The organism is Campylobacter volucris (assembly GCF_008011665.1).
Classification (GTDB): Bacteria; Campylobacterota; Campylobacteria; order Campylobacterales; family Campylobacteraceae; genus Campylobacter_D; species Campylobacter_D volucris_A.
In genome coordinates, this window is the sequence record NZ_VOWJ01000012.1 from 20,991 (window position 1) to 28,142 (window position 7,152).

Annotated in this window: 6 protein-coding genes; 3 read left to right on the forward strand and 3 right to left on the reverse strand. The window is 26.6% G+C overall.

Annotation, left to right across the window (positions count from 1 at the left end):
• Positions 1-26 precede the first annotated feature (26 nt).
• Together mraY and murD are read left to right on the forward strand one after the other, a co-directional pair.
• Positions 27-1,085, forward strand: a complete 1,059-nt coding sequence (gene mraY, locus FPD38_RS00745) for a phospho-N-acetylmuramoyl-pentapeptide-transferase (RefSeq protein WP_147554900.1) — start codon at positions 27-29, stop codon at positions 1,083-1,085.
• Positions 1,085-2,284 carry a UDP-N-acetylmuramoyl-L-alanine--D-glutamate ligase gene (murD, locus tag FPD38_RS00750; RefSeq protein ID WP_147554901.1) on the forward strand — a complete coding sequence of 400 codons (1,200 nt, stop codon included), beginning with the start codon at positions 1,085-1,087 and terminating at the stop codon, positions 2,282-2,284. Before mraY ends, murD begins: the two co-directional genes overlap by 1 nt.
• Here murD and FPD38_RS00755 read toward each other — a convergent pair.
• Positions 2,281-3,141: a LysR family transcriptional regulator gene (locus tag FPD38_RS00755; protein ID WP_147554902.1), complete on the reverse strand. Its 861-nt coding sequence runs from the start codon at positions 3,139-3,141 to the stop codon at positions 2,281-2,283. The genes murD and FPD38_RS00755 overlap by 4 nt on opposite strands.
• Positions 3,142-3,246: 105 nt before the next feature.
• Here FPD38_RS00755 and FPD38_RS00760 point away from each other — a divergent pair, with 105 nt between their 5' ends.
• On the forward strand, positions 3,247-4,290 hold the full coding sequence (locus FPD38_RS00760) for a YeiH family protein (RefSeq protein WP_147554903.1): 1,044 nt from the start codon (positions 3,247-3,249) through the stop codon (positions 4,288-4,290).
• Between the two features lie 65 nt (positions 4,291-4,355).
• On the opposite strand, the gene FPD38_RS08395 is transcribed toward FPD38_RS00760, so the two are convergent.
• Together FPD38_RS08395 and FPD38_RS08230 are read right to left on the reverse strand one after the other, a co-directional pair.
• Positions 4,356-6,497 carry a DUF8374 domain-containing protein gene (locus FPD38_RS08395; RefSeq protein WP_410002920.1) on the reverse strand — a complete coding sequence of 714 codons (2,142 nt, stop codon included), beginning with the start codon at positions 6,495-6,497 and terminating at the stop codon, positions 4,356-4,358.
• A gap of 38 nt (positions 6,498-6,535) precedes the next feature.
• On the reverse strand, positions 6,536-7,152 hold a 617-nt coding region (locus FPD38_RS08230; protein WP_508609923.1), incomplete at its 5' end, for a DUF8374 domain-containing protein.

The following is a 7,152-nucleotide window of genomic DNA, read 5'->3' on the forward strand; positions in this document are numbered from 1 at the left end:
TAAAAAACAAATATAAGGTTAAAAATTTGCTTTATCTTACAAACTACACTGATTATATGTTTTTTTCTTATATAAGCGTAAGAGCTGGGAGTGCTTTTTTCATCGCTTTATTTTTAAGCTTATACATAATGCCTAAATTTATAAAATGGGCTCAAAATAAAAAAGCTAACCAACCCATCTATAAACACGCTCCACAATCACATAAAGCCAAATCTCACACCCCAACTATGGGTGGCCTTATTTTTATCTTTGCTACTATTATTGCAAGTATTTTATGTGCAGATTTAAATAATTTTTATGTTATTGTAGGTTTATTATGTTTAATACTATTTTGCACCATAGGTTTAGTAGATGATTTAGGTAAAATTCTTAAAAAAGACAACCACGCAGGGCTTAGCCCTAAAATGAAACTATTAAGTCAATTTGGTGCAGCTTTTGTTTGCATTATCTTACTTTATGTAATGGGTGTTAATACTGAATTTTATTTGCCATTTTATAAATATGCTTTATTTGATGGTGGAATTTTTATGCTTGCTTTGTGGATTTTAGTCATCATTTCAAGCTCTAATGCTGTAAATTTAACCGATGGACTTGATGGACTTGCCACGGTTCCTTCTATTTTTTCACTTTTAAGCTTAGGAATATTTTTATATTTATGTGGTAATGCTATTTATAGTTCTTATTTGTTTTTACCAAAAATTCAAGGCTTAGGAGAACTTGTAGTAGTTAGCGCAGCACTAATTGGAGCTTTGATGGGATTTTTGTGGTATAACTGCTATCCAGCACAAGTATTTATGGGAGATAGTGGGAGTTTGAGTATTGGGGCATTTTTAGGTTATCTTGGCATAGTGAGTAAAAATGAAATTTTACTTATATTGATAGGATTTGTTTTTGTTTTAGAAACAATTTCAGTGATTTTACAAGTAGGAAGTTTTAAAATTTTTAACAAGAGAGTTTTTAAAATGGCACCTATTCATCATCATTTTGAAAAAGTAGGCTGGGTAGAAAATAAAATCATCGTTCGCTTTTGGATGATAGCTTTGCTTGCAAATATCATAGCATTAATCAGTATAAAGTTAAGATAATGAAAATTTCACTCTTTGGATATGGCAAAACTACTAAGGCTTTTGCACAGCGTTTTGGTAATTGTGATATTTATGATGATCATTTTACAAGCATTAGTAAAGATGAATTTGGAAATACTCTCTTACCACCACAAGAATTTAATCCTTTAAAAAGTGATTTAGAAATTCCAAGTCCTGGATTTCCCAATGATCATTTCCTAGTAAAAAATGCAAAAAATTTAAGTAGTGAATATGACTTTTTTTATGATGCGATGCCAAAAAGTGTTTGGATAAGTGGAACTAATGGAAAAACCACTACCACTCAAATGGCATATCATCTTTTAAAACATATCAACGCTCAAATGGGAGCTAATGTAGGAATTCCACTTGCGACAATGGATGCAAATGCAAATTTATGGATACTTGAAAGCTCATCTTTTTCACTTTTTTACACTAAGCTAGCTAAGCCTGAAATTTATGCACTTTTACCCATCACACCCGATCATCTTTCATGGCATAAAGATTTTAAGTCCTATGAAAATGCAAAATTAAGCGTTTTAGATAGAATGAATGAAAATGATGTAGCAATTTTGCCTAAAAAATATGAAAACTATCCAACTAGTGCATATGTTATAAGCTATGAAGATGAATACGAGCTTGCTAAAAAAATGGAAATTGACATAAAAAAAGTTCATTTTAAGACTCCTTTTTTACTAGATGCTATCATAGCTTTAAGCATAGAAAAAATCATTCTCGATAGATGCTCGTATGAATTTTTAAATGAATTTGAAATTGAAAAAAACAAACTTGAAAAAATTTATGATTATCAAAATAGACTTTGGGTTAATGATACCAAAGCTACCAATATAGATGCGAGCTTAGCAGCACTCAAGCGCTATAAAGATAAAAAAATTCATCTTATCTTAGGAGGAGATGATAAAGGAGTTGATCTTAGCTCTTTGTTTGAATTTATGAAAACTTTAAATATCACAATTTATGCCATAGGATCTAATACAAATAAAATCATCAATCTTGCACAAAATGCAAATTTACAAGCATATTCTTGTGAATTTTTATACATTGGAGTTGAAAAAATTCATGAAAGATTAAAAATAGATGAAGTAGCGCTTTTAAGCCCAGCTTGTGCTAGCTTAGATCAATTTTCTTCCTACCAAGAGCGTGGAGATGAATTTAAAAAATGTATAGCTAAATTACACTAAAGTTCTTTTTGGATTTGTTGTATTAAAAAATTACAAAAATTTACAAATTTTTCATTTAGTTCTTTATTTTTATGATAAATCAAAAAAAGCTCCCTTGAAATCTTAAAATTTTTTAACCTTACTTGAAATAATTTTTGACTTTCAAGTTCTTCTTTAACACTAAATTTAGGCAAAACCGCTAAAAAATTTCCTTTTTTTACCAATTCTTTAATCATAGCTGTAGAATTTAACTCATAAACTAAATTCAATTTTACATTTTTAGGTAAAGCATTTAAAAAAACTTCTTTTGCTCCAGAGCCTTTTTCCCTACTAAGCCACTTGTAATTTTGTAACTCATCGATAAAAAATTCTTTATCTAATTTTTCTTTACTTACTACTATAAGCTCATCATCACAAATTTTTATTTTTTTTAAATCTTTATCTTTACATATACCTTCAACAATCCCAAGATCAATTTCGTTTTCTAAAACATCTGCGATAATACTTTTACTATTAGCTATCATAAGATCTAATTTTATACGCTCTTCTTTATTGTTTAGCATACCACAAAGTAAATATATGCCAACATTTTGGCTCACTTTCATTTTTAATTCATAATGCGTTTGATCTTGCATTTGTCTTTGGATACGCTCAAAGTCCAAAACTAAAGGTGAAATTTGTTTTAAAAAAAATTTACCCTTTTCATTAAGAGTTAAAAACTTAGCATTTCTATCAAATAATTTGACATTTAAACTTTTTTCAAGCTCAAAAATAGCCAAAGAAAGCGCAGCTTGGGTTATGTTTAATTCTTTAGCACAAGCTCTTAAGTTTAAATTTTTACTAAGAGCTTGAAAATATTTGAGTTGTTTAAATGTCATTTTTACCTTTTTTGATAAATATTTTTTATCATTATATCAAATAAAATTAATTTTTCTAATCAATCAAAACCAGCTACAATTGCACAAAAAATTTAAAGGAAATTTATGCATAATAAAAGAAAAAATCTTTATAAAGGTAGGAAATTTGAAAGCATTATGCTTTTAGTTGTTTTAGCGTTTTGTTCCTATGCCGTATCTGAACTTGCTATTTTTAAAAGTTTTGGAATTTCTGCTTTGATTATCGCTGTATCTCTTGGAGCTATGATAGGTAATTTTGCTCATCAAAACACTACTTTGCTTAAAAAAACAGGGGTATTGAACATAGCTACAAAACAAATTTTAAGATTAGGAATTATCCTTTATGGTTTTAGAATTACTTTTCATAACATAGAAAAAGTTGGACTAAATGGAATAAGTGTAGCTTTGATTATAGTATTTTCAACATTTTTCATAGGACTTTTGCTTGGAAAGCTTTTTAAACTTGATCTTAAAGAAAGTATGCTAATAAGCAGTGGCTCTAGTATATGTGGTGCAGCTGCGGTTATGGCTAGTGAAAGTATAGTAAAAGGCGGACCTGATAGAGTTGGGGTAGCAATTTGTACTGTGGTTGTTTTTGGGACTTTGGGAATGTTTTTATTTCCAATTGCTTGGAATTTAGGATGGTTTAATTTCTTTAATATTAATCAAATGGGATATTTTATGGGAGCTACCTTACACGAAGTTGCTCATGCAGTAGCAGCAGGTGAAGCTATAAAGGCTGGAGATGGTGCTGTGATTGAAAAAATGATTAGAGTTTTAATGCTAGTGCCATTTTTGATTTTCCTAGCCATATTTTCATTGAAATTTTTAAACAAAAATGGAGAAAAAGTAACTATTAAAGATAATATCCCATATTTTGCACTATGGTTTTTAATGGCAAGCGGAGTTAGCTCTTTAGATATTTTAAATACTGAATTTGCATTAACTTATGTAAAACCAAGCATAGCATTTATCGATACACTTTTACTTTCTATAGCTATGGTAGCCTTAGGTGTAAATATCCACAGAAGCGTGATTTTAAAAGCAGGTCTTAAACCATTTGCTATAGCTTTAATTTTATTTGTATGGTTAATTGCTTCAGGGATAATTCTTGTTAAATTTTTGATATAATTTCCTAGTTTTAAAACTAGGAATTGAATTATTTTTTCTTAAATTCTTTTTTTAACTTATGAATTTCAAATAGCAACTTGATATACCCCCCCCCCATACCAAGTTTTATTAGCTTTTATTAAAGCTTGTCCTAATTTATAAGAAAGATGATTTTTAAGTTTAATAGCTTCTTTATAATCAGGATAAGATTCTAATGGAGGTAATTTTAAAGATGGATCTTTTTTTATTTTTGCTTTATATATTTTTTGTTCTTGATTATGATTTATTATAGTTGATATTATATATATTGGCATACATAGTATGCCAAATATACTTTTTGAATTTATTATTAAAGTTTGACCTAGTTTATAGGAGAGTTGGTTTTGAATTCTAGATTTAGCTGTGCCGTGTTTGGTTTGGAAAGAAAGCAAATATTTGGTTTGATTCAGATTGTTGTTGGTATTTTGAAAATCTTTTTGCAAAAATTCTATTTGGTTTTGTTTGAATATCATTAGACAATTAAAAAATTCTTTGGTTTTATTATTTAAAATTTTAAAATCAAACTTATTCTTTTTAATTGTAAAAAAATTATTATAAACATCTAAAATTTTATCTTTACTTAACATATCAATATCTATATATTCTTTAAAATTTTCATAATGATTTTCTAAAAAATTTTCTAAACTAATTAAATTGAGATTGGTATTTTTTATATCTATTTCTCTCCATTTTTTTACATAAGGAAAATGATAATTATTTAATTTAGTTTTTATAATATTTTTATTAGGAAGTCTTAATATTTCTATTAAATCGTTATCTGGGTTGATATATTCTGTCCATTTAATATCATTTGTTTTTTTAAGCAACCAATGATCAACGACATCTCTCAATATTCCAGTATTCTGACATTTAACAATAAAAACATTATCTTCATGTATAACAAAATTTATCCTTGATATACTAACTACATCATTATCTTTTTTTGGTATATAAAAACTCTTATATAATTTTTTAGCATCATAATAATGATCTACATCAATTTTTATAAACCATTCATCTTGTGGTATAAAACTAGCTACATAATTATAATAACTATATAGTTTATTTTCTTCAGATTTTGGATTTTGGATTTGAACTTCGTATGGATATTTTATAGGTATAAAAGATGGATATTGCTTGCAAAATTCTAAGATAATTTCTTCGCTTCCATCTGTGCAATCATTATATCCTATAACTCCTCTTTGTATAGCTGGTAATATACTTTCAAGAGAGGCTCTTAAAGTAATAGCTTCATTTTTTACTCTTATAAAAGCCCAAGGATTTAAGGGAGATTTTATATCTTTTGAATTAGGATCAAAATCAAAATAGCCGTTATGTTTTTCTCCATATATTTTTTTATTTAATTCTTGGAAATAATCATTTAAATTACATTTTAATATATTTACTTTATTTAAATCATCTAATATTTCTTTTACTTTATATTTTCTTAATAGTTTACCATAAATTCCACTAGAATTTAAATTTTCTTTATCCATGTTATATTTTTTCCACATTTGCGAAAATAAATGTAAAAATGGCTGTGTTTCATCTACATAAATATTATCTGATAAAAAATTTCTACTATCTTGCCATAAGACTTGACATGTTTTTTTATAATCTAAAACACAAATATCTAAATTTAAGTTTTTTACCCATTTTGATAAAAATCTAGGACCTATACACCCCCATTCTACTAATTTATTGTCTTTAATTATGTTTTTTGCTTCTATTAATAAAATTTCTCCAAGTTTTGAACCTTTAGGAAATTTCAATAAAGAAGTTGTTATCCTTTGATTTTTTAAATTAATTTCAGATTCTGAATTAAATATGTAATCATATTTATTAAAATCAAAATAATTTAAACAAACCATATCAAGATCCACCCATACACCACCCTTTAAATATAATAACTTGAATCTAAAATAATCACTAAAAGCTGATATGCCAACTCCTAAATTGTCATAAAAAAAATTTTTAAAATCTATAATTTCATTTGCATCTTTTAGCTCAAAATCATCAAATAATTTCTCAAGTTTGTTGAAAATTTTATCGTCTAAATTATAAGTATAAAGTTGAAATTTATATCCATTGTCTAAAAAAGATTTTATAGATAAAAGCTCCATTAAACCTACACCTTTATATCCTTTAGGTGTATACCAAAAACTGCATATATCTTGTTTTTTTAGCACAATCAACTCCTATAATAAAACAAAAATCAATTTTTCTTTCATTTAAATTCTCTCTTTAACTTCCCAATCTCAAACCACAATTTAACATATCCACCTTTATACCAAGTTTTATTAGCTTTTATTAAAGCTTGTCCTAATTTATAAGAAAGATGATTTTTAAGTTTAATAGCTTCTTTATAATCAGGATAAGATTCTAATGGAGGTAATTTTAAAGATGGATCTTTTTTTATTTTTGCTTTATATATTTTTTGTTCTTGATTATGATTTATTATAGTTGATATTATATATATTGGCATACATAGTATGCCAAATATACTTTTTGAATTTATTATTAAAGTTTGACCTAGTTTATAGGAGAGTTGGTTTTGAATTCTAGATTTAGCTGTGCCGTGTTTGGTTTGGAAAGAAAGCAAATATTTGGTTTGATTCAGATTGTTGTTGGTATTTTGAAAATCTTTTTGCAAAAATTCTATTTGGTTTTGTTTTTCTTGTAAAGTTTGATTAAATTGATTTAATTTATGAACTATGTTATACAGATTTATATTTATTATTTCTTTAGTGTATATATAATCATTATATTCAGGTATTAACACATCATTTATACAATCTTTATCCTTATCAATCAAAATAAAATTATTATTAGCATTTGGTGCTA

Coding starts and splice junctions, on each gene's coding strand:
- murD (WP_147554901.1), top strand. CDS start 1,085: ATGAAAATTTCACTCTTTGGATATGGCAAAACTACTAAGGCTTTTGCA.
- FPD38_RS00755 (WP_147554902.1), bottom strand. CDS start 3,141: ATGACATTTAAACAACTCAAATATTTTCAAGCTCTTAGTAAAAATTTA.
- FPD38_RS00760 (WP_147554903.1), top strand. CDS start 3,247: ATGCATAATAAAAGAAAAAATCTTTATAAAGGTAGGAAATTTGAAAGC.